The sequence below is a fragment of the Micromonospora wenchangensis genome (genome assembly GCF_002210435.1).
Lineage (GTDB): Bacteria > Actinomycetota > Actinomycetes > Mycobacteriales > Micromonosporaceae > Micromonospora > Micromonospora wenchangensis.
In genome coordinates this window covers 44,127-65,465 of record NZ_MZMV01000040.1, presented here as the reverse complement: position 1 = coordinate 65,465, position 21,339 = coordinate 44,127, and the positions used below count along the sequence as shown (strand labels likewise).

Here is a 21,339-nt window from a genome sequence, read left to right as displayed (position 1 = left end):
GGCGAGCAGCGGTACGGCCGGTAGCGACCCGACGGAGACCTCGCTGAGCCGGACCGCCGTGCCGGTGCCGACGGCGAACCCGGGGCCGAGCAGGTAGGCCGTCGACCAGACGGTGGCGTTCGGCGCGTAGGCGAGACTGACCAGGGTGATCCCGGCCTGCCCGGCGACCCCGGTCCGGTACGCCCCGATCAGGTCGGCGGCGTCTCCCCCGCCGGTCGCCACCGCCAGGCCCGCCGCGCTCGCCCCGGCGGCGAGCAGCAGCAGAGCGGCGACCAGGCCGGTGCGGACGCCGTCGCGCAGCACGGCCGGCGCACGGTCGGCGAGCAGGCGGGTGACGGCGGTGGTGCGGGCCGCCCCGACCAGGGCGGCCAGCGTGCCGAACAGCAGCAGGGTCAGCCCGGACCGGACCGGGGACACCCGCAGGCCGGCGCTGTCGACCAGCAGCGCGGCCAGGACGCCGAACACCGCGTACCCGATGCCGACCGCGAGGGCGACGGTGGCCGCCTGCCGGGGTGACCGGCCGCCACGGGCGCCGACCGCGCGGCTGGCGTGCACCCCGGCCCGGCTCAGTCGCCAGAAGGCGAACGCGCAGAGCGTCAGCGGGACGAGGCCGAGCGGGCCGGCGGTGGTCTCCAGCGGCACGCCGTGGCCGAGCAGCCAGCCGGCGAGCCCGGCGCGCAGCGCGCCGACCAGCGAGCCGGCGTCCTCGCTGAACTGGGCCAGCCCGAGCACCACCGCCACCGGCAGGTACGAGGTGACGGCCGCGCCGGCCGCGGCCACCCCGGCGGCGACGGGCAGCGGCGCCCGGGAGCGCCCGGGCTGCTCCGGCCGGCGGGGCGCGGGCACCCGGGCGCCGCCGGCACGGCCGGGCGGCCTGCCGGTGCGGGCACCGCTGGGACGGCGGGGCTGATCAGGGGTGGTCGAGGACATCGGCTCTACTCTGGCATGCCGCGCCGGTGGTGGCTGCCCGTCGGGGCCGCCCGGGGGCGGCGAGTTCCGTGATCCACCGCCGTGCGGCCCCGATCCGGTCTAGCCTCGGGCGCAGGGACGCGACCGAAGTCGTGGCACCGATCGCCCGGAGGAAGCCGTGAACGCTCCGTACCCACCGCCACCGGCCGCGGCCGGGCGGGACCGCACCACGCTCTGGGGGGTGCTCGGCATCGTCCTCGGCCTGATCTGCTGCGGCATCCTGGGCATCATCTTCGGCTACCTGTCGATCCGCGACGCCAAGCGGTACAGCCAGTCGCCGGTCCTCGGCTACCTGGCCATCGCGTTCGGCGTGATCAACATCATCGGCACCGCGATCTGGCGGGCCAGCGGGACGTACCCGCTCTGGAACAACTGAGGGGGCCGACCGTCTCCGGTCGACCCCCTCGGTCGGTGCGTCGTTCGCCCGGGTGGTGCGGGCCCACCGGCTCAGCGGCCGGACATCAGCTCCCGCATCAGCTTGGCGGTCTCGGTCGGGGTCTTGCCGACCTTGACGCCGACCGCCTCCAGGGCCTGCTGCTTGGCCTCGGCGGTGCCCGCCGAGCCGGAGATGATCGCGCCGGCGTGCCCCATGGTCTTGCCGGGGGGCGCGGTGAAGCCGGCGATGTAGCCGACCACCGGCTTGGTGACGTTGTCCTTGATGAACTCGGCGGCCCGCTCCTCGGCGTCGCCGCCGATCTCGCCGATCATCACGATCGCGTCGGTCTCCGGGTCGGCCTCGAACGCGGCGAGCGCGTCGATGTGGGTGGTCCCGATGATCGGGTCACCGCCGATGCCGACGCAGGTGGAGAAGCCGATGTCGCGCAGCTCGTACATCATCTGGTAGGTCAGCGTGCCGCTCTTGCTGACCAGGCCGATCCGGCCGGAGCCGGTGATGTCGGCCGGGATGATGCCGGCGTTGGACGCGCCAGGCGAGGCGATGCCGGGGCAGTTGGGCCCGATGATCCGGGTCTGCTCGCCCCTGGCCACGTTGTACGCCCAGAACGAGGCGGTGTCGTGCACCGGCACGCCCTCGGTGATCACCACGGCGAGCGGGATCCGCGCGTCGATCGCCTCGACCACCGCGCCCTTGGTGAACTGCGGCGGTACGAAGATCACCGTGACGTCCGCCCCGGTCTCCCGCATCGCGTCCGCGACGGAGGCGAACACCGGCAGCTCGGTGCCGTCGAAGTCGACGGTGGTGCCGGCCTTGCGCGGGTTGACCCCGCCGACGACGTTGGTGCCGGCGGCGAGCATCCGCCGGGTGTGCTTGGAACCCTCGGAGCCGGTCATCCCCTGAACGATGACCTTGGACTCCTTGGTCAGCCAGATCGCCATCGTCAGACCCCCGCAGCAGCCAGCTCGGCGGCCCGCTCGGCCGCGCCGTCCATGGTGTCGACCCGCTGCACCAGCGGGTTGTCGGCGCCGTCGAGGATCGCCCGACCGGCCTCCGCGTTGTTGCCGTCGAGCCGGACCACGAGCGGCTTGGTGACCTTCTCGCCGCGCTCCTCCAGCAGGGCCAACGCCTGGATGATGCCGTTGGCGACCTCGTCGCAGGCGGTGATGCCGCCGAAGACGTTGACGAAGACGCTGCGCACCGACGGGTCGGAGAGCACGATCTCCAGGCCGTTGGCCATCACCGCGGCGCTCGCGCCGCCGCCGATGTCGAGGAAGTTGGCGGGCTTGACGTTGCCGTGCCGCTCGCCCGCGTAGGCCACCACGTCGAGGGTGGACATGACCAGGCCCGCGCCGTTGCCGATGATGCCGACCTCGCCGTCGAGCTTGACGTAGTTGAGGTCCTTCTCCTTGGCGGCCTGCTCCAGCGGGTCCACCGCGGCCTGGTCGACCAGGGCCTCGTGGTCCGGGTGCCGGAAGCCGGCGTTCTCGTCCAGGGTGACCTTGGCGTCGAGCAGCAGCAGCGTGCCGTCGCCCGTCTTGGCCAGCGGGTTCACCTCGACCAGGGTGGCGTCCTCGGCGACGAACGCCTTCCACAGCCCCACCGCGACCGCGACGACCTGGTCGGCGACCTCGGCCGGGAACCCGGCCGCGTCGACGATCTCCCGGGCCTTCGCCTCGTCCACGCCCTCGACCGCGTCGATCGGGGCCTTGACCACCTTGTCGGGGGTCTCGGCGGCGACCTGCTCGATGTCCATGCCGCCGGCCACGCTGGCGATGCAGAGGAAGGTGCGGTTCGCCCGGTCGAGCAGGTAGGAGAAGTAGTACTCCTCGGCCACGTCCGCGGTCACCGTGATCATGACCTTGTGGACGGTGTGTCCCTTGATGTCCATGCCGAGGATGTCGGTGGCCCTGGCCACCGTCTCGTCGGTGCCCTCGGCCAGCTTGACGCCGCCGGCCTTGCCTCGGCCGCCGACCTTCACCTGCGCCTTGACGACCACCCGGCCGCCGAGGCGTTCGGCGATCGCGCGGGCCTCCTCCGGGGTCGTGGCGACGCCGCCGGCGAGCACGGGCAAGCCGTGCCGCTCGAACAGGTCCCGCCCCTGGTACTCGTACAGGTCCACGATTGCGCGTCCCGTCCCGTCTCCGCGGCGCGCCGTCGCGCCGCCGCCAGCGTTGTGGAAACTCCGTTGACGCCTGTCATCAGTTGAAACAGGCCGTTGGCCGCAGCCTAGCGAGGTGGGCACCGGCGGCAACCGAGCGGGTGCGCGGTGTGCGGTAATGCACAGCGCGCCGTTGACGACTCGCCGGTGGCACAAATCGGTCCACAGGTTGTCCCACGTAACGCGTAACCCCACGGTACGGGCGTCGTTGAGTCTGATGTCGGAGCGCTGATCAGCGCGAAGACGGGAGCGGCCGATGCCCTGTCGGTCGAGGGGTGGCGGCGGGGCATCGTGCATAGAAGGGCCGGGCGTGTGAGGGGTGCGTCCGGCCCTTCACCCTGCCCAGATTCGGAAGCCCTCCCCCACCCGATGCCACCCCGGCCACCGCCGGGGTCACGGCACGACGAAACGGCGGCGTCCCGGAAACCGGCACACCACCGTCGGCGTACGGACGGGCGCGGCGCGCCCGGGGTCGTCAGGCGACCGGCTGGGCCACGTTGGCGCGGACCCACTCGACGATCGACTGGGTGGTCGCACCCGGCGTGAAGATCTTCTTGACGCCGATCTCCACCAGCTCGGGGATGTCGGCGTCCGGGATGATGCCGCCGCCGAAGACGACGACGTCCCGCGCGTCCCGCTCGGCGAGCAGTTCCAGCACCCGACGGAAGAGCGTCATGTGCGCGCCGGAGAGCACCGAGAGGCCGACCGCGTCGGCGTCCTCCTGGATGGCGGTCTCGACGATCTGCTCCGGGGTCTGGTGCAGGCCGGTGTAGATGACCTCCATACCCGCGTCACGCAGGGCACGCGCCACCACCTTGGCACCCCGGTCGTGGCCGTCGAGGCCCGGCTTCGCGACGACTACCCGGATACGAGAGTTCATCAGCGCACACCCTTCACGGCTCCGCGGCTACCAGCTGAACGAACGGTAACCCGGCCCACCGGGGGTGGAGAACCCGGGCCGGACCCCTACCGTCCCGGCCCGCGCCCAGGAAGCCGGACGCCTCCGCCGATCGGTCACTGTGCGCGACGAACGGGCAGGAAGGGGGACAGCCGTCCGGCGTCTGGAGCTATGACAATGATGGACGGAAAGGGACAGAACGAATCGCCGATCCGGGGGGCACGCTTGTGACCGGCGCGGCGGAGGGCTAACGTGTCCACGGTTGTCATCAGGTCCACGGACGGGTGATGACGCGATCAACGATCGTCGGGGCGGCTGCACCGATCGGTCGGAGGTTGCATCGGATCCCCGACAACGGAGGGTGTGCGTGCGCCAGCGCCTGTCGTCTGAGCCCGATAGATATCGCGGCCGTCGCCGCGTACCCACCCCCCCGCGGAGCCGCTACGCGGCGGTCGTGACCACCGCGTTCGTCGGCGCCGGGATCGTCGCGCTCGGCGCGGGGGCGATGCCGGACGCCAAGAGCGTCAGCCCGTCGGTCCTCGACGAGCTGCGGCAGGCCTCGATCACCAGCCAGGACGCCGCCGCCCGTGCCGACGCCGCCGACCGGGCCACCCGCAGCGACGCCCGGGACAGCCAGCCGGGCGTCGACGAGCAGGACCCGTGGCTGCTGCCCATGCAGGGCTACGACTTCAACTCCCCGTACGGCATGCGCTGGGGCAAGCTGCACACCGGCATCGACCTGGTTGCGCCGGAGGGCACCCCCTACGTGGCCATCCACTCCGGCACGGTCACCAAGGCCGGCTGGTTCGGCGGCTACGGCTACGCGGTGATCGTGCAGCACGCCGACGGCAGCGAGGCCATCTACGGCCACTCCTCGGCGGTGAGCGTGCACGAGGGCCAGCAGGTGAAGGCGGGCGACCAGCTCGGGCTGGTCGGCAACACCGGCCACTCCTACGGCGCGCACCTGCACCTGGAGGTCCATGTCAAGGGCCAGCCCCTCGACCCGGTGCCGTGGCTCCAGGAGCGCGGAGTGGACATCAAGCTACAGGTGGAGGCGTACTACACCGAAGCAGCCGCTTCCTGACGCTCGGTGACGCCTGTTCACCGCCCGGATCTACGGATCCGGGCGGTTTCGTATGCGGCCAAGTCTGCTGCGTCACACTCCGCAGTGTGACCGAGAGCACGTTCGGGTCACGCCACGCAACAGGTCAGACGCCACCCCGGCGGGACATAGCCGGGCAGGCCGCCGGGCAGCCCGGGTTACCGACCCGTACCCGTACCCGGCCCGGCGCGCTTCGACACCCAGGATGGTCCCGGTCCGAAACCCCCTGAGTAGTTGAAGGTCCACCGTGCAGGAAGACAACAACCACCCGGACGACGGCACCACCCGCACCGGGAACCCCACCCGCACCGGCCCCGGAGCCCGGATCTCGGCCGCCGTGGTCCGGCACCGGCGGCGTCACCCGCGGGGCGTACGCACCCTGGCCGTCGGCGTCGCCGCACTGGTCGGCCTCGGCCTGGCCGGGGTCGCCACGGTCACCCTCGACCGGGACGACGCCCCCGAACCGGCCGCCGTCGCGCTCGACGCCCGGGAACGGGCCGACGCCGCCGCCCGCGCCGACCGGTCCGCCCGCGAGTCGGCCGCCCCGGCCAGCCCCACCGCCGGGCCGACCCCGACCACCGCCAGCCCCACCCCGACGGCCACGGCGACCCGGAAGGCCGCCGCGAAGCCGAAGGTCACCGCGAAGCCGAAGGCCACCGTCAGGAAGGCGACCACGCCGAAGCCGAAGCCGTCCTGGGTGATCCCGATGGCCGGGGCGCAGATCACCTCCTGTTACGGGCAGCGTTGGGGCACCCTGCACGCCGGCATCGACTTCGCCCTGCCGGCCGGCACCCCGATCCGCGCCGCCGCCGCCGGCACGGTCGTCAAGGCCGGTGACGTCGGCGACGGCTACGGCATCTCGGTCTTCATCGACCACGGCAACGGCTACCTGACCCACTACGCCCACCAGAGCAGCGTGAAGGTCGCCGTCGGAGACCGGGTCGGCGTCGGCGAGGTGATCGGCTACGAGGGCTCCACCGGCGACTCCACCGGCCCCCACCTGCACTTCGAGGTGCACCAGGGGCAGATGTGGAACCAGATCGACCCGGCGCCGTTCCTGCGCGCCCGGGGCATCGACGTGGCCTGCTGAGCCGCACCGCCGACGGGCCCGACCCGGCAGCACGCCGGACCGGGCCCGTCGGCGTCGACTCAGAGCTTGTCGAGCGGGGCGTGCCGCAGCACCAGCCACATGGTCTGGTCGCCGAAGTCGATCTGCGCGCGGGCGCTCGGCCCGTGCCCCTCGACCGCGAGCACCCGCCCCAGGCCGTAACGCTGGTGGTTGACCCGGTCGCCGGCCGACACCTTCGGCCCCTGCGGCAGCTCGCTCGCGGTGGCCAGGCGGCTGGCGTCCACCCCGAGCCGTTTCGCCAGCTCCGCTGCCCTCGGCGTACCCCCGGTGAAGCCGCTCCGCCCGCCGGGCGCGCGGTCCGCGCGCCCCCCGACGCCGCCGCCCCCACCGGCCCACGAGGTGTACGTCCCCTCGGTGCGCTCCCAGCGCACCAGCTCCGGCGGCAACTCCTCCAGGAAGCGCGACGGCGGGTTGTACGACGGCTGCCCCCACGCCGAACGGGTGACCGCCCGGGACAGGTAGAGCCGCTGCCGGGCCCGGGTGATGCCCACGTACGCCAACCGCCGTTCCTCCTCAAGCTCCCGGGTGTCGCCCAGCGACCGCAGGTGGGGGAAGACGCCGTCCTCCAGGCCGGTCAGGAACACCACCGGGAACTCCAGGCCCTTGGCGGTGTGCAGGGTCATGAGCGTCACGACGCCCTGGTGGTCGGGGTCGTCGGAGGGGATCTGGTCGGCGTCGGCGACCAGCGCCACCTGCTCCAGGAAACCGGCCAGGGTGGCCCGCTCGTCGTCGCCGCCCAGCGCCTCGATCCGCTCGGTGTACTCCCGGGCGACGCTCACCAGCTCCTGGAGGTTGTCGACCCGGCCGGCGTCCTGCGGGTCGACGCTCTCCTCCAGCTCGGTCAGGTAGCCCGAGCGGGTCAGCAGCGCCTCCAGCACCTCCTCCGGGGTGCCCTCCTCGGCCAGCTCACGGGCACCGTCGAGCAGCGCGACGAACTCGGCGATGGAGTTGGCGGCCCGGGTGGAGATGCCCGGCGCCTCCCGGGCCCGGCGCAGCGCCGCCCCGAAGGAGATCCGCTCCCGGCTGGACAGCGCCTCGACGCACGCCTCGGCCCGGTCGCCGATGCCCCGGCGCGGGGTGTTCAGCACCCGGCGGAGGCTGACCGTGTCGTCGTCGTTGACCACCGCGCGCAGGTAGGCCAACGCGTCGCGGACCTCCTTGCGCTCGTAGAAGCGCACCCCGCCGACCACCTTGTAGGGCAGGCCGACCCGGATGAACACCTCCTCGAAGACCCGGGACTGGGCGTTGGTGCGGTAGAAGACGGCGACGTCGCCGGGGCGGGTCTCCCCCGCGTCGACCAGTCGGTCGACCTCCCGGCCCACCCAGTCGGCCTCGGCGTGCTCGGTGTCGGCGACGTAGCCGACGATCTGCTCGCCCGCCCCGGCGTCGCTCCACAGCCGCTTGGGCTTACGGGAGGTGTTCCGGTCGATCACCGCGTTGGCCGCGTTGAGGATGGTCTGGGTGGAGCGGTAGTTCTGCTCCAGCAGGATCGTCCGGGCGTCGGTGAAGTCCCGCTCGAACTCCAGGATGTTGCGGATCGTCGCGCCCCGGAACGCGTAGATCGACTGGTCGGCGTCGCCGACCACGCACAGCTCGGCCGGGGCGATCCCCTCGGTGCCGGCGACCAACTCCTTGATCAGGGTGTACTGCGCGTGGTTGGTGTCCTGGTACTCGTCGACCAGGACGTGCCGGAACCGGCGGCGGTAGCTCTCCGCGACGTGCGGGTGCGACTGGAGCAGGTGCACCGTCGTCATGATCAGGTCGTCGAAGTCCAGCGCGTGCGCCTCCCGCAGCCGCCGCTGGTAGAGCGTGTACGCCTCGGCCAGCGCCCGCTCGTTGGGGCCCTTGGCCCGGCCGGCGAACTCCTCCGGGTCGACCAGCTCGTTCTTCAGGTTGGACACCTGGGCGGCCAGCCCCCGGGCCGGGTAGCGCTTCGGGTCGAGATCCAGCTCCCGGGCGACCAGTTGCATCAGCCGGCGGGAGTCGTCGGCGTCGTAGATGGAGAAGGTCGACTTCAGGCCGGCGTGTTCGTGCTCGGCGCGCAGGATGCGCACGCAGGCGGAGTGGAACGTCGACACCCACATCAGCCGGGCGCGCGGGCCGACCAGGTGGGCCACCCGCTCCTTCATCTCACCGGCGGCCTTGTTGGTGAAGGTGATCGCGATGATCTCGCCGGGGTGGACGTCCCGCGCGGCGAGCAGGTAGGCGATCCGGTGGGTGAGCACCCGGGTCTTGCCGGACCCGGCCCCGGCCACGATCAGCAGTGGCGAGCCGGCGTGGGTGACGGCGTCCCGCTGGGGACCGTTCAGGCCCTCCACCAGGGCCTGCGGGTCGAGGCGGTGGGTCGGGCCCGGCCGGCGCGGCGGAACCGACGCGGACTCGGGCGCGGGCGGGGACGCGGGGATGTCGAAGAGAGGATGCATCGCACGGCGAGTCTATGCCGTCGGCCGGACACTTCCCGCCCGCGCGCGCCCGACGGGACACCGAGCACGCACCCACCAGCCGGAGTCCGCCCACCACCGCACTCCGCCCACCACACCACCGGGCCACGGACCGGGCCGGGGCCCGTACCGGGGCCGGAGCGGTCTCCTTCGTGGGAAACACATCCAGCGACGTCTTCCCCAATTATCCCATGAGCACAGTTTGCGACAGCCAGGGGTTACGGCAGCGACCCGGCCCGGCTGTCGCTACGGTGCCCGGCATGCCCGCTGGTGACGAAGAGAACGTGGTGATCGTGGGGGGCGGCCCGGTCGGGCTGTTGCTGGCCGGTGAACTGATGCTCGCCGGCGTGCGCCCGGTCGTGCTCGAACAGCTACCCGAACGCAGTACCGCGTACAAGGCCAATGCCCTGATCGGCCAGGTCGTCCGCTTCCTCGACCACCGGGGGTTGTACCGGTCCCTCGGTGGTCGCGGCGACCGGCCGCAGCCCGCTGCGGCGTTCCTGTTCGGTGCGTTGCCGTTGGACCTGTCCGGCCTGGACGGGAATCCCCTCCACGGCCTGCAGATCCGTCAGGAACTCCTCGAATCGTCGCTGGAACAGTGGGCGCGCGATCTCGGTGTGGAGATACGACGCGGGCACCGGTTGCGGGAACTGCGGCAGGACGACGATGCGGTGACCGTGCGGGTACAGGGCCCCGGCGGCGGTTACCAGCTACGCGCGGGATATCTGGTCGGCTGCGACGGTGCCCGCAGCGAGGTGCGCCGGACGATCGGTGTGCCGTTCACCGGCCACACCGATCCGAACGTCGTCTCGCGTGCCGCACACGTCACCGTGCCCGGGTCGTCGGTCGACGCCGAGACCGCCGAGATCGTCCTGCCGGACGGTGACCGGATCGGCCTGTACGCCTGGCACCGCACCGAACGCGGCACCTACGTCGTGGTGCCGCACGGGCCCGGCGTGTCGATGGTGTCGGTGATCGAGTGGGACGGGCCCCCGGTCGCCGACGAGATCCCGGCCGGCGTCGAGGAGGTGCGCGCCAGCCTGTGCCGGGTCCTCGGCCGGGAGCTAGCGCTTGCCGCACCGGCCACCGCGGGGCCGCATCTGCTGCGTCGCCGGTACGCCGCGAACGCCCGGATCGCGGACTCCTACCGACGCGGCCGGGTGTTCCTCGCCGGAGATGCCGCCCACGTGCATCCCGCGGTCGGCGCGCCCGGCCTCAACCTCGGGCTCCAGGACGCGGCCAACCTCGGGTGGAAACTCGCCGCGCAGGTGCACGGTCGGGCGTCGCCCGGACTACTCGACAGCTACCAGGCCGAGCGCCGTCCGGCCGCCGAGCGGGTCACCATGCAGACCCAGGCCCAGTTGGCGCTGATGGCCCCCGGCCCGGCGGTCACCGCCCTGCGTCAGGTCGTCACCGAACTGCTGGAGAACCCCGCCGTCACCGGACAGCTCGCCGACCTGCTGGCCGGCGCCGACGTCCGGTACCTGATGCACCCCGGCCCCCCACATGCGCTGACCGGCCGGTTCGCCCCCGACCTCACGCTGCGGGTCGGGTCCTCCGACACCCGGCTGGCCGAACTCCTGCGACCGGGCCGGCCACTGCTGGTGGACCTCACCGGCGGCGGCCGCCTCGCCGCACCGACCGGCCCGTGGCGCGACCGCGTCGACCTCGTCACCGGCAACGCACCCGCGTCCCCCGCCGACGCCCTGCTCGTCCGACCGGACGGCTACGTCGCGTGGGCGGGCCGGGCGGACGGTGACGACCTGCTCGTCGCCGCGCTGGAAACCTGGTTCGGCGCACCGCAGGGCCACCACCCGCCAGCCGGAGCGCTTCCGCCGAGGGCCGACGACAGCGTCGGCCGGGACTGAGACGAAGCTGTCACGGCAGCCCCACTGGCATCTTCCGCCCCGAGGCGCGACGATGACCCGGGAAATCCCCGCCTGCTCCCCCGTAGACGACTTGGGAGAACAACCATGAGTCAACCGCGCTCGCGCGGTCGGGCCGTGCTGCGTCACCTCGCCGCGCCGGCCCTCGCCCTGGCCGTCGTGGCCAGCCTGCCCATCACCGGCCGCGCCACCACGCCGCCCGCCGACGCCGCCCCCGGGGCCGGCCTCGCCCCGGTCGCCGTCTCGTACGCCACCGCGACGGGTGGCGAGGTCAAGGGCCAGTTCCTCTCGTACAACGACTTCCACGGCGCGATCGACCCGCCCGGCGGCAGCGGCGCCACCGTCAACGGCACCCCGGCCGGCGGGGTGGAGTACCTCGCCACCTGGCTGAAGAAGCTGCGGGCCGAGGCGAAGGCCGAGGGCCGGGTCACCACCACCGTCGGTGCCGGCGACCTGATCGGGGCCACCCCGCTGGTCAGCGCCGCCTTCCACGACGAGCCCACCATCGAGCTGATGAACCAGGTCGGCCTCGACGTCAGCTCGGTCGGCAACCACGAGTTCGACGAGGGCGTCAAGGAGCTGCTCCGGATCGACAAGGGCGGCTGCCACCCGGTCGACGGCTGCCAGGACGGCGACGGCTTCGCCGGCGCGAAGTTCACCTACCTGGCCGCCAACACCATCAACAAGAAGACCAAGCTGCCGATCCTGCCCCCGATCGACGTGAAGTTCGTCGGCGGCGTGCCGGTCGGCTTCGTCGGAGTCACCCTGGAGGGCACCCCGGGCATCGTCAACCCGGCCGGCATCAAGGACGTCACCTTCACCGACGAGGTGCAGACCGCCAACAAGTGGGGTGGCCTGCTCAAGCTGTTCGGCGTCAAGGCGATGGTGCTGCTGGTGCACGAGGGCGGCGCGCAGTCCGCGCCGCCGGCCACCCCGGGCGTCTCCGACTGCGCCAACTTCTCCGGCCCGATCGTCGACATCGTCAAGGGCCTGCGGCCGGAGTTCGGTGTGGTGGTCTCCGGGCACACCCACCGCTTCTACTCCTGCTCGCTGCCGAACTCCTCGGGCAAGCCGAGCGTGGTCACCAGCGCCGGCAACAACGGCCAGCTGGTCACCGACATCGACTACTCGCTGGACCGGCGTACCGGCCGGTTCACCGGCATCACCGCGAAGAACGTGATCGTGGAGAACGGCGTACGCAACGCCGACGGGACCTGGCAGCAGACCGGCGGGGTGTTCGCCAAGAACCCGGCGCTGGTCGACGCGGGCGCGAAGGCGCTGGCCGACAAGTACCGCACCGCGGTCGCCCCGATCGCCAACCGGGTGGTCGGGAAGATCAGCGCCGACATCGTGCGGGACGCCCGGCCCAACGGGGAGAGCCCGCTGGGTGACGTCATCGCCGACGCGCAGCTGGCGTACACGAAGGGCGACGGGGCGCAGCTCGCGCTGATGAACCCGGGTGGCGTGCGGGCCTCCCTGGCGTACGCGGCGTCGGCCGGTGGCGAGGCGCCGGGCGAGGTGACCTACGGCGAGGCGTTCACCGTGCAGCCGTTCAACAACCTGGTGGTCACCCAGACGTTCACCGGCGCGCAGCTCAAGGACGTGCTGGAGCAGCAGTTCGTCGGCTTCAAGGGGCAGACCACCCAGCGCATCCTCCAGCCGTCGGCCGGGCTGACCTACTCCTACGACAGCACCGCGCCGGCCGGCTCGCGGGTCAGCGCGCTGGCCCTGAACGGCGTCCCGGTCGACCCGGCGGCCAGCTTCCGGGTCACCACGAACGACTTCCTCGCCAACGGCGGGGACGGGTTCACCGAGCTGGCGGGCGGCACCGGCCGGACCACCGCCCCCGGCTTCGACGTGGACGCCCTGGTGGCGTACCTGGGTGCCGGCGCGCCGGTCGCCCCCACGGCGGCGGACCGCATCACCCGGCTGGGCTGACCGGAGGGAAGGGCCCCCGTCGGCGCGTGGACGCGGCGACGGGGGCCCTTCCCTCCGCCGTCCGGGTGCTTGCGCGGCCGGTCACCGGTCGGCATACTCGACGACGTGATCGAGCGGCGGTTCTTCTTTTACTACGGCACCGGGAGTCCGGCAGCCGTGGGTCGCGCCTGATCGACAGACCTACGAAAGCCCCGGGCTCGGAGAGCCCGGGGCTTTTTCGTCCCGGGATCCGAACACCGGGCCCGAGACCCGAGGGGTACGACGATGATGACTGACGTGGTGGAGTCCAGCGGTGGCCCCGCGCGGCACGACGATCCGGCCGGGGCGGACCCGACCGGGGCGGCGGCCGCCCGTACCGGCACCGGCGACACGGTGGCGGCGGAGCGGATCGTGGCGATCAGGGAACGGATCGACGAGATCGACCGTACGCTGATCGCGCTCTGGCAGGAGCGCGCGGCGCTGTCCCAGGAGGTCGGGGTGACCCGGATGGCCTCCGGGGGCACCCGGCTGGTGCTCTCCCGGGAGCGCGAGATCCTGGAACGTTTCCGCAGCGAGCTGGGGGCCGACGGCACCCAGCTGGCGCTGCTGCTGCTGCGGGCCGGGCGCGGGCCGCTGTAACGGCGACCCGGCGGGCGTGGGCCGTGGCGGACGACGAACCGCCTGCCGCCGTCGGGTGGACGGTGGCAGGCGGCCCGGGTCGTGTCACGCCTCGTGCGTGGCGACGATCTCCCGCTTCTCGGCGAAGTGGCAGGCGCTCGGGTGGTCCGAGCCGGGGCGGATCTCCAGCAGCGGCGGCTGCTCGGCGCAGACGTCCTGTGCCTTCCAGCACCGGGTGCGGAACCGGCAGCCCGACGGCGGGCTGATCGGCGAGGGCACGTCACCGGTGAGCCGGATGATCGCCTTGCTCTCGCGCAGCGTCGGGTCCGGCACCGGCACCGCCGACAGCAGCGCCTGGGTGTACGGGTGGGTCGGCCGCTCGTAGATCTCGTCCTCGGTGCCGATCTCGACGATCTTGCCGAGGTACATCACCGCGACCCGGTCCGACAGGTGCCGGACCACCGACAGGTCGTGCGCGATGAACACGTACGACAGGCCCAGCTCGTTCTGGAGCTTTTCCAGCAGGTTCATCACCTGGGCCTGGATCGAGACGTCCAAGGCGGAGACGGGCTCGTCGCAGACGATCACCTCGGGACGCAGGGCGAGCGCGCGGGCGATCCCGATGCGCTGCCGCTGGCCGCCGGAGAACTGGTGCGGGTACCGGTTGATGTGCTCCGGGTTGAGGCCGACCAGGTCGAGCAGTTCCTTGACCTTGTCCCGGCGGCTGCCGCGCGGCGCGGCCTCCGGGTGGATCTCGAACGGCTCGCCGATCAGGTCGCCGACGGTCATCCGCGGGTTCAGCGAGGTGTACGGGTCCTGCATCACCAGCTGGATCTGCCGGCGCAGCCGCCGCAGCGCGCCACCGGAGAGCTTGGCGATGTCCTGGCCCTTGTAGTGCACCGTGCCGGCGGTGGGCTTCTCCAGGTTCATCAGGACCCGGCTCAGCGTCGACTTGCCGCAGCCCGACTCGCCGACCACGCCCAGCGTCTCGCCGGCCTTGAGGTCGAACGAGACGCCGTCGACGGCCTTGACCTGGCCGATGGTCTTCTTGAACACGATGCCCCGGGTGACCGGGTAGTGCTTGACCAGGTCACGGACTTCGATGATGTTGTCAGTCACGGTTCACCAGCTCCTCGGCGAAGTGGCAGGCGCTGGCCCGACCGGTGCCGATCTGCAACAGCGGGGGGACGGTCTCCCGGCACACCGGCTGCGCCATGGGGCAGCGCGGGTTGAACGGGCAGCCCGGCGGGATGTTCATCAGGTTCGGCGGGAGGCCCTTGATGGTGCGGAGCTGCTGCCCCTTCTCGTCCAGCCGGGGGATCGAGTTGAGCAGGCCGAGGGTGTACGGGTGCGCCGGCTTGGCGTACAGGTCGTAGACGTCGGCTTCCTCGACGATCCGGCCGGCGTACATGACCGCGATCCGGTCCGCGACGTCGGCGACCACGCCGAGGTCGTGGGTGATCAGGATCATGCCCATCTGGCGTTCCCGCTGGAGTTCGCCGAGCAGGTCCATGATCTGGGCCTGCACGGTCACGTCCAGCGCGGTGGTCGGCTCGTCGGCGATCAGCACCTCGGGGTCGAGCGCCAGCGACATCGCGATCATCGCGCGCTGCCGCATGCCGCCGGAGAACTGGTGCGGGAAGTTGCTGAACCGGCCCTTGGCGTTCGGGATCTTGACCTGGTCGAGCATCTCGATCGCGCGCTTCTTGGCGTCGGAACGGCTCATCCCGCGCCGGACCCGGAACTGCTCGGCGATCTGGAACCCGACGGTGAAGACCGGGTTCAGGGCGGAGAGCGAGTCCTGGAAGATCATCGCGATGCCCTCGCCACGGATGCGGCGACGTTCCTCGGCGGACATGGTGAGCATGTCCTTGCCGTGGAAGCGGACCTGGCCACCGGTGACGAAGCCGGGCGGCATGTCCAGGATGCCCATGATGGTCTGCGCGGTGACGCTCTTGCCGGAGCCGGACTCGCCGAGCACGGCGAGGGTCTCCCCCGCGTCGACGTGGTACGTGACCCCGTTGATGACCTTGGCGACGCCGTCCCGGGTGCGGAACTCCACCCGCAGGTCGTCGACCTCGAGCAGCCGACCGGAGGGGCGGCCGGATCCGTCGGCGCCGGGCGCGGACTGCTCGGACACGAGAATGTCGGACACTTCGGTCTCCCCTATCGGAGCTTCGGGTCGAGGGCCTCGCGGACCGCCTCGCCGAGCATGACGAAGCTCAGCACGGCGGTGACGAGGAACGCGGAGGGGAAGAAGAGCAGGAAGGGCGAGACCCGGAGGTAGTTCTGCGCTTCATTGATCATGATGCCCCAGGAGACCACCGGGCTCTGCAGGCCGATACCCAGGAAGGAGAGGGTGGCCTCGGCGCCGATGAAGGAGCCGATCATGATCGTCCCGTAGACCAGCAGCGGTGCCAGGCAGTTCGGCAGCAGGTGCTTGAAGATGATCCGACCGGTGCTGGCACCCATCGCGCGGGCCGCCACGATGTAGTCGGCCTCCTTGGTGGCGAGCACCGAGGAACGCATCAGCCGCATCACCACCGGCCAGCTCAGCAGCACCAGCGAGCCGATCACCAGGAACTTGATCTCCCACTCGCTGTTGTTGGAGCCGGCGCCGTTGAACGTGGTGAGGATGACGATCGCGCCGAGTACGAACGGCAGGCCGAAGAAGATGTCGGTGATCCGGGAGAGCAGGCCGTCGATCCAGCCGCCCTTGTAGCCCGCGATGATGCCGATCGTGCCACCGATCAGCAGGGTGCCGATCGTGGAGAGCAGCGAGACCACGATCGAGGCGTTGGCACCGTAGATCACCCGGGCGTAGACGTCACGGCCCTGCACGTCGTAGCCGAACCAGGCGTCGGACGACGGCTCGACCCGGCTGCGGGCCAGCACACCGTCGGTCGGGTCACCGGAGGTGAACAGCGACGGGAAGGCCGACATCACCACGAAGAGCACGATGAAGGTGGCGGAGATCCAGAACAGCGGCTTGCGACGCAGGTCGATCCAGGCGTCGCCGAGCAGGCTGCGCGGCTTCTCCTTCTTGCCGGCGGGGCCGGCGGTGGCCGGAGAGCTTGCCTCGGTCAACTGCTCGGGACGGGGCGTGCTCACGATCGAAGCGGCACTCGGGTCGCTCATGCCTGCACCTCGCTGCGCTCGGCGCCGGCCTGGTTGCCCGCGCACACTGCAATGACGGTTCGTTCGCTGCTGCGCTCACTCATAGCGGATCCTCGGGTCCAACGCGGCGTAGAGCAGGTCCACCAGCAGATTCATCACCAGGTAGACGAGCACCAGCACGACCACGATGGAGACAACGGTAGCGCTCTCCTTGGTGACGATCGCCCGCAGCACGGTGCGGCCGATGCCGTTGATGCCGAAGATGCCCTCGGTGATGATCGCGCCGCCCATCAGGGCGCCGAGGTCGGTGCCGAGCAGGGTCACCACCGGGATCAGCGAGTTGCGCAGCAGGTGGATGCCGACCACCCGGCGCATCGGCAGCCCCTTGGCGATCGCGGTACGCACGTAGTCGGCCCGGCGGTTCTCCGCGATGCTGGTGCGCGACACCCGGGCGATGTACGCCATCGACGCGCTGCCCAGCACGAAGCCCGGTAGGAGCAGTTCGGAGATCCGCATCTCGTTGGAGACGGTCGGCTTGACGATGCCCAGCTTCACACCGAAGAACCACTGGAGCACGAAGCCGACCACGAAGACCGGCAGCGCGATCAGGAAGAGCGTGGAGACCAGGACCAGGTTGTCCAGGAAGCCGTTGCGGCGCAGGCCGGTGAGCACACCGGCGGTGAGGCCGATGACACCCTCGATGATCAGGGCCACCAGGGCCAGCTTGAGGGTGTTCGGGTACGCGGTGGAGATGATCTCGCCGACGTCGCGCCCCGACCAGGTGGTCCCGAAGTCGCCTTGCAGGAGGTTCTTCATGTAGGTGGCGTACTGCACGAACCAGGGCTGATCCAGCTGGAACTTCTCGGTCATCATGGCCCGGTAGTTGTCCGGGCAGCCACGGTCACCGCACTTGCCGGCGAACGGGTCCCCGGGGACCTTCCACACCAGCAGGTAGATCATCAGCGTCGTCCCGATGAACACCGGGACGAGTTGGAGCAGCCGTCTCACCAGATAACGGCCCATGGGGTGGTCCTCCTGACAAGGGGTGTGCCGGGGGCGGGGGTGCGGCCGACACGGGTGGCGACAACGTGGCGAGGGGTGGGGTGCACCCACTCGCGGAACGGCCCCGGGTCGGGCTCACCGGTAGGCGAGCCCGACCCGGGGTCAGACCGTTCGGATCAGAGCTCGACGGAGGTGATGTCGAGCTCGCCGACGTTGGTCAGCTCCATCTTCTTGATCTTCTCGGAGTGACCGGACTGCTGGCCACCGAAGTAGATCGGCATCGACGGAACGTCCTGGTCGATCTTCTCGACCGCCTTGGCGAACAGCTCGTGCGAGGCCTCCAGGCTCGGGGCGGAGCTGGCCTGCTTGGCCAGGGCGTCCACCTCGGGGTTGCTGTAGAGACCGTCGTTCGAGGAGCCACCGGTCACGTAGAGCGGGTTGACCCAGTTCTCGACGTCCGGGTAGTCCTGCTGCCAACCGGCGCGGTAGGCGCCGTCCATCTTGTGGGCGTTGATGTTCTGCCGGAAGACCGCGAAGGTCGGCACACCGACGGCGACCGCGTCGATACCCAGGTTGGTCTTGATCTGCTGGGCGACGGCCTCCATCCAGTCCTTGTGGCTGGCGTCGGCGTTGTAGTACATCTTCATCTGCCCGGTGAAGCCACCGGCCTCGGTCAGCAGGGTCTTGGCCTGGGCCACGTCGAAGGCGCACGCGGTGCAGTTGCCCGGCTTGGCACCCGGGGTCAGCGGGTTGGCCCAGCTGTCGGCCGGCTTGCGGTTACCGAAGAAGATCTTGTCGGTGATCTCCTGCCGGTTGATCGACAGCGAGATCGCCTTGCGCAGCTTGGCGTTCTGGAAGCGCTTGTCGTAGATCGGGAAGGCGATGATGCCGGTGGACGGCGTGGTCGACGGGATCGCCCGGTCGGCCAGGTCGGCCTTCCACTTGTCGCCGGCCAGCGAGGAGACCGGAACCTGCTGCTGGAAGTCCAGGTTGTTGGAGACCAGGTCGTTGTAGGCCGCCGTGTCGTCCTGGTAGATCTTGACGGTGACGTCCTTGATCTTCATCTTGTCGCGCAGGTTGTAGTCGTCGAACCGCGTCAGCTTGATCGCGACGTTGTTCTCCCACGAGACGAAGCTGACCGGGCCGTTACCGATCGGCTTCTTGCCGAAGGCCTCGGCACCCTGCGAGAAGAAGGCGTCCGGCAGCGGCATGAAGGTGCTGTAGCCGAGCTTGGTGGGGAACACGGCGGTCGGCGCGGCGAGCGTGACCTCGAAGTTCCAGTCGTCGACGACCTTCAGGCCGGACATCTCCTTGGCCTTGGGCTCGGGGGCCTTCTTCGGGCCGTCGCCGTCCGGGTCGGAGGTGTTGACGTCGGCGAAGCCGGCGATGTCGGCGAAGAAGCTGGCGTTCTGCGCGCCGTTCGGCGAGTACGCGCCCCAGTTCCAGGCGTCCACGAAGTTCTTGGCCTTGACGACGGTGCCGTCGTGGAACTTCGTGTTCTGCTTGATCTTGATCTTGTAGACCTTGGAGTCGCTGGTCTCGATCGACTCGGCCAGCGCGTTCTGCGGCGCGCCACCGTTGTTCGGGTACTCGACCAGGCCGGTCCAGAGCCAGTCGATGATCTTGCCGCCACCGGTCTCGGTGGTGTTCGCCGGAACCAGGGGGTTCTCCGGCTCGGTGCCGTCGACGACGATGGCACCGTCCGAGCTGCTGGCGCTGCCGCCTTCGTCGTCGTTGCCGCTGGAGCAGCCGGACGCGATGAGCGCGAACGCCGCACCCATCGCGATGGCGCCGCTCGCCCGCTTCGAGACTCTCATTCCGAGGGGCCTCCTCTTTCTAACCTGGTTCCGTCGTGGGTTTCACGCACGTTGGGGGGTGACACCGCACGGCGATCCTGTGTTGCGGATCACCGGTTACCGCAGAGAAATCGGGACACCCCAGGGGGACCGATCCGCCGGGCCACCACACTCCCGCACTCGGCCCCCGGGCAGGCTCGACGACCACGATCCGCGCCATGGGCAGCGGTGACGTGGTCGGTCGGGACACACGGGTGCCTCACGTCAGGGGTGAGGTGCTGCCACTGTGACACCCACCGGCCCATTACGTGAAGGTGCCGTTATCAAGCCGTTAGTTGCCCGCCATGTTGCCGATACTTGAGAAAAGATCATGAGATGCCCTGGTCGTACCGCTCTGAGCAGGAAAGACAGCAAGTCCGCCGCACCGGGTGGTGACCGGCGGGTAGCAGGTGTGAGCTTTCCCGCCGTCCGGTCGAGGCGGTTCGACGTCCACCGAGAGTTGGCCGATTTCGACCATCCGGATGATGGCGACTTCCGCCGGGCGGAGCCAAGTCCCGCCCGGCCGGCCGACGACACCGGCTCGCCGGTGCGCGCCGGCCCACCCACGGCCGGGTGAGATCGGGAAGGACCGGCGGAGACGGGCCGGCCCCGGCACCGTCGCGGTGCCGGGGCCGGAGGTACCCGTACCTCAGACGGTGAAGCGGATCCGGCGGCGGCGGACCAGCAGCACGGCCACCGCGCCGAACGCGAGCAGCGCCATCCCGGCCAGGGCGGCCAGCGCGATCGGCGACCCGGTCAGCGGCAGACCACCGCCGTTGCTGGCCGGCGAGGTCGACGGCGCCGGGCTGGCCGGCGGCGACGAGGACTCCGCCGGGGTCGACGGCGACGGGGACACCTCCGACGGCGACGGCGACGGCGTCGGCGACCCGGACGGCGAGGCCGACGGCGACGGCGAGGCCGGGGCGGCGGCGAAGGTCGCCGCCGCGTCGGCGGTGACCGAGGTGCCGGTGCTGCCGCCCAGGATCAGCTTCTGCTTGGCGTTCTTGCCGCCGGAGAAGAGGAAGACCCGCCCGAAGGAGACCGAGTCCGGGGCGGAGACGGTCACGGTGACCCGGCCGGCGGCGGTGGCGGTCAGCCAGAACCGGCCGCCGTTGGTGGTCGTGCCGACCGGACGCCCCTCGGCGTCGACGGCGCTGCCGCCCTCGACCTTCAGCGCGATCTCCCCGGCCGGCCCGTGCACGGTGAACGGTCCGGCCCGCCCGCCGGTGGTCGCGGTGGCCGAGGCCGGGTCCAGGCTCAGCTCGGCCTTCGGCTCCGGCTGGTCGGTGGCGTTGCGCACCAGGTAGTCGTGCACCCGGCGGATCACGTCGTACTCGGCGGCGGCGGTCAGCCCCCGCTCCCAGTCGCCCAGGGTGACGCCGTCGCTGAAGTGCCAGACGGCCGTCTGGGTGCCGAAGTAGAGCAGCGTGTCGCGCCGGGAGTCGGGCAGCCCGGCGGGCAGGGTCGCCCCGGCCGCGGCGAGCAGCTTCGCCCGGTCGGCGTTGGGGTAGCCGTGGGTGAGCACCCACTGCACCCGGCCGAGGTTCTTCACCTCCGACTCGTCCCAGCTGCCCTCGGCGTACTCGCCGTTGCGGGCCACCGGGGTGTGGAAGTCGATGCAGAAGACCGGCACGGTGCCGTCCTTCAGCTCCAGGGCCAGCGCCGAGGTCTTCTGCGCCCGACCGTCCAGCTTCAGCGTGACGCTGGTGCCCGGCACCGCCCGCGCCACGCCCTTCGTCGCCGGCTCGGCGGCGGCCGGACCGGCTGCGGCGAGCACCAGCGCGCCACCGGTGACGAGCGCCGTGGCGATACCCGCCCAGCGTCGTCCTCGTTCTCCGAACATCAGTTCCGTGCACCTCTCCCCAGGGGT

17 protein-coding genes are annotated in these 21,339 nt (G+C 71.2%); 6 read left to right on the top strand and 11 right to left on the bottom strand.

Going from position 1 to position 21,339, the window contains the following annotated elements:
* On the bottom strand, positions 1 to 930 hold a 930-nt coding region (locus tag B5D80_RS22010), incomplete at its 3' end, for a cell division protein PerM (protein ID WP_088645820.1).
* 157 nt (positions 931 to 1,087) lie between these two features.
* Here B5D80_RS22010 and B5D80_RS22005 point away from each other — a divergent pair.
* Complete coding sequence (locus B5D80_RS22005) at positions 1,088 to 1,345, top strand: hypothetical protein (protein WP_088645811.1); 258 nt, start codon at positions 1,088 to 1,090, stop codon at positions 1,343 to 1,345.
* Positions 1,346 to 1,416: 71 nt separating this feature from the next.
* Here B5D80_RS22005 and sucD read toward each other — a convergent pair whose 3' ends face one another.
* From sucD to icmB, 3 genes are all read right to left on the bottom strand, one after another.
* Positions 1,417 to 2,304, bottom strand: coding sequence for a succinate--CoA ligase subunit alpha (gene sucD / locus B5D80_RS22000; protein WP_088645810.1), 888 nt, complete (start codon positions 2,302 to 2,304; stop codon positions 1,417 to 1,419).
* A 2-nt stretch (positions 2,305 to 2,306) separates the two neighbouring features.
* A complete protein-coding gene (gene sucC, locus B5D80_RS21995; protein ID WP_088645809.1) occupies positions 2,307 to 3,485 on the bottom strand; it encodes an ADP-forming succinate--CoA ligase subunit beta in 1,179 nt (392 codons plus the stop codon).
* Positions 3,486 to 3,999: 514 nt separating this feature from the next.
* Positions 4,000 to 4,404 (bottom strand): coenzyme B12-dependent isobutyryl CoA mutase small subunit, encoded by a 405-nt coding sequence (gene icmB / locus B5D80_RS21990; RefSeq protein ID WP_088645808.1) that lies wholly within the window; start codon positions 4,402 to 4,404, stop codon positions 4,000 to 4,002.
* Between the two features lie 385 nt (positions 4,405 to 4,789).
* On the opposite strand from icmB, the gene B5D80_RS21985 reads away from it, so the two are divergent.
* A complete protein-coding gene (locus B5D80_RS21985) occupies positions 4,790 to 5,506 on the top strand; it encodes a M23 family metallopeptidase (protein ID WP_088645807.1) in 717 nt (238 codons plus the stop codon).
* Between the two features lie 343 nt (positions 5,507 to 5,849).
* Positions 5,850 to 6,614: a M23 family metallopeptidase gene (locus B5D80_RS21980; protein ID WP_088645819.1), complete on the top strand. Its 765-nt coding sequence runs from the start codon at positions 5,850 to 5,852 to the stop codon at positions 6,612 to 6,614.
* Between the two features lie 59 nt (positions 6,615 to 6,673).
* Here B5D80_RS21980 and pcrA read toward each other — a convergent pair whose 3' ends face one another.
* Complete coding sequence (pcrA, locus tag B5D80_RS21975) at positions 6,674 to 9,076, bottom strand: DNA helicase PcrA (protein WP_088645806.1); 2,403 nt, start codon at positions 9,074 to 9,076, stop codon at positions 6,674 to 6,676.
* A gap of 278 nt (positions 9,077 to 9,354) precedes the next feature.
* Here pcrA and B5D80_RS21970 point away from each other — a divergent pair, with 278 nt between their 5' ends.
* The 3 genes from B5D80_RS21970 to B5D80_RS21960 all read left to right on the top strand — a co-directional run bounded on the left by B5D80_RS21970 (position 9,355) and on the right by B5D80_RS21960 (position 13,536).
* Positions 9,355 to 10,962, top strand: a complete 1,608-nt coding sequence (locus tag B5D80_RS21970; protein WP_088645805.1) for an FAD-dependent monooxygenase — start codon at positions 9,355 to 9,357, stop codon at positions 10,960 to 10,962.
* 105 nt (positions 10,963 to 11,067) lie between these two features.
* Positions 11,068 to 12,918, top strand: a complete 1,851-nt coding sequence (locus tag B5D80_RS21965; protein ID WP_088645804.1) for a bifunctional metallophosphatase/5'-nucleotidase — start codon at positions 11,068 to 11,070, stop codon at positions 12,916 to 12,918.
* A gap of 264 nt (positions 12,919 to 13,182) precedes the next feature.
* Entirely contained in the window at positions 13,183 to 13,536 is a 354-nt protein-coding gene (locus tag B5D80_RS21960) for a chorismate mutase (RefSeq protein WP_088645803.1), read from the top strand.
* 84 nt (positions 13,537 to 13,620) lie between these two features.
* On the opposite strand, the gene B5D80_RS21955 is transcribed toward B5D80_RS21960, so the two are convergent.
* From B5D80_RS21955 to B5D80_RS21930, 6 genes are all read right to left on the bottom strand, one after another.
* The gene (locus B5D80_RS21955; RefSeq protein WP_088645802.1) at positions 13,621 to 14,634 is read right to left on the bottom strand and encodes an ABC transporter ATP-binding protein; all 1,014 of its coding nucleotides are present in this window, start codon (positions 14,632 to 14,634) and stop codon (positions 13,621 to 13,623) included.
* On the bottom strand, positions 14,627 to 15,655 hold the full coding sequence (locus tag B5D80_RS21950) for an ABC transporter ATP-binding protein (RefSeq protein ID WP_088645801.1): 1,029 nt from the start codon (positions 15,653 to 15,655) through the stop codon (positions 14,627 to 14,629). Before B5D80_RS21950 ends, B5D80_RS21955 begins: the two co-directional genes overlap by 8 nt.
* A gap of 26 nt (positions 15,656 to 15,681) precedes the next feature.
* A complete protein-coding gene (locus B5D80_RS21945; protein ID WP_088645800.1) occupies positions 15,682 to 16,653 on the bottom strand; it encodes an ABC transporter permease in 972 nt (323 codons plus the stop codon).
* 75 nt (positions 16,654 to 16,728) lie between these two features.
* Entirely contained in the window at positions 16,729 to 17,655 is a 927-nt protein-coding gene (locus B5D80_RS21940) for an ABC transporter permease (RefSeq protein WP_088645799.1), read from the bottom strand.
* Positions 17,656 to 17,810: 155 nt separating this feature from the next.
* Positions 17,811 to 19,451, bottom strand: coding sequence for a peptide ABC transporter substrate-binding protein (locus B5D80_RS21935; protein WP_088645798.1), 1,641 nt, complete (start codon positions 19,449 to 19,451; stop codon positions 17,811 to 17,813).
* A gap of 667 nt (positions 19,452 to 20,118) precedes the next feature.
* Positions 20,119 to 21,312, bottom strand: coding sequence for a thioester domain-containing protein (locus tag B5D80_RS21930; RefSeq protein WP_088645797.1), 1,194 nt, complete (start codon positions 21,310 to 21,312; stop codon positions 20,119 to 20,121).
* Positions 21,313 to 21,339: the final 27 nt, after the last annotated feature.

Excerpts from the sequence above, each read along its gene's own strand:
- sucD (WP_088645810.1), bottom strand. The coding sequence starts at position 2,304 with ATGGCGATCTGGCTGACCAAGGAGTCCAAGGTCATCGTTCAGGGGATG.
- icmB (WP_088645808.1), bottom strand. The coding sequence starts at position 4,404 with ATGAACTCTCGTATCCGGGTAGTCGTCGCGAAGCCGGGCCTCGACGGC.
- pcrA (WP_088645806.1), bottom strand. The coding sequence starts at position 9,076 with ATGCATCCTCTCTTCGACATCCCCGCGTCCCCGCCCGCGCCCGAGTCC.
- B5D80_RS21970 (WP_088645805.1), top strand. The coding sequence starts at position 9,355 with ATGCCCGCTGGTGACGAAGAGAACGTGGTGATCGTGGGGGGCGGCCCG.
- B5D80_RS21965 (WP_088645804.1), top strand. The coding sequence starts at position 11,068 with ATGAGTCAACCGCGCTCGCGCGGTCGGGCCGTGCTGCGTCACCTCGCC.
- B5D80_RS21960 (WP_088645803.1), top strand. The coding sequence starts at position 13,183 with ATGATGACTGACGTGGTGGAGTCCAGCGGTGGCCCCGCGCGGCACGAC.
- B5D80_RS21945 (WP_088645800.1), bottom strand. The coding sequence starts at position 16,653 with ATGAGCGACCCGAGTGCCGCTTCGATCGTGAGCACGCCCCGTCCCGAG.
- B5D80_RS21940 (WP_088645799.1), bottom strand. The coding sequence starts at position 17,655 with ATGGGCCGTTATCTGGTGAGACGGCTGCTCCAACTCGTCCCGGTGTTC.
- B5D80_RS21935 (WP_088645798.1), bottom strand. The coding sequence starts at position 19,451 with ATGAGAGTCTCGAAGCGGGCGAGCGGCGCCATCGCGATGGGTGCGGCG.
- B5D80_RS21930 (WP_088645797.1), bottom strand. The coding sequence starts at position 21,312 with ATGTTCGGAGAACGAGGACGACGCTGGGCGGGTATCGCCACGGCGCTC.